Genomic DNA, 581 nt, shown 5'->3' with positions numbered 1-581 from the left:
AAACGTGCTTTACAACCCGAAGGCCTTCTTCACACACGCGGCATGGCTGCATCAGGGTCTCCCCCATTGTGCAATATTCCCCACTGCTGCCTCCCGTAGGAGTCTGGGCCGTGTCTCAGTCCCAGTGTGGCTGATCATCCTCTCAAACCAGCTAAGGATCGTTGCCTTGGTAAGCCATTACCTTACCAACTAGCTAATCCTAACTGGGCCCATCCCAACGCGATAGCTTACATATAGAGGCCACCTTTGGTCCTGATCCTAACGAACCAAGACATTATGCGGTATTAGCCGTCGTTTCCAACGGTTATCCCCCTCGTCAGGGCAGGTTCCCAGCCGTTACTCACCCGTCCGCCGCTTGACGTCCAGCAAATCCACCGAAGCTTCAATGCTGCCGTTTCCGCTCGACTTGCATGTGTTAGGCCTGCCGCCAGCGTTCAATCTGAGCCATGATCAAACTCTTCAATTAAAGTTCTTTTGTTTGCTTTCCTCGAAAGGAAAGACAAACGGCTCGATAACTACTGTTTTGTTTATCTCTTACGAGACAAACGAATTGACTGTGCTCTTGTTGTTATCCACTTTTA

1 rRNA gene is annotated in these 581 nt (G+C 50.3%); it reads right to left on the bottom strand.

Annotated elements, in window-relative coordinates:
* A 16S ribosomal RNA gene (locus DZ54_RS0117610) occupies positions 1 to 466 on the bottom strand; the annotation flags it as partial.
* Positions 467 to 581 lie beyond the last annotated feature (115 nt).

The sequence above is a fragment of the Salinivibrio socompensis S35 genome (genome assembly GCF_000513715.1).
In the GTDB taxonomy this organism is placed as follows: Bacteria; Pseudomonadota; Gammaproteobacteria; order Enterobacterales; family Vibrionaceae; genus Salinivibrio; species Salinivibrio socompensis.
This window is presented reverse-complemented; position numbering and strand designations above follow the sequence as displayed.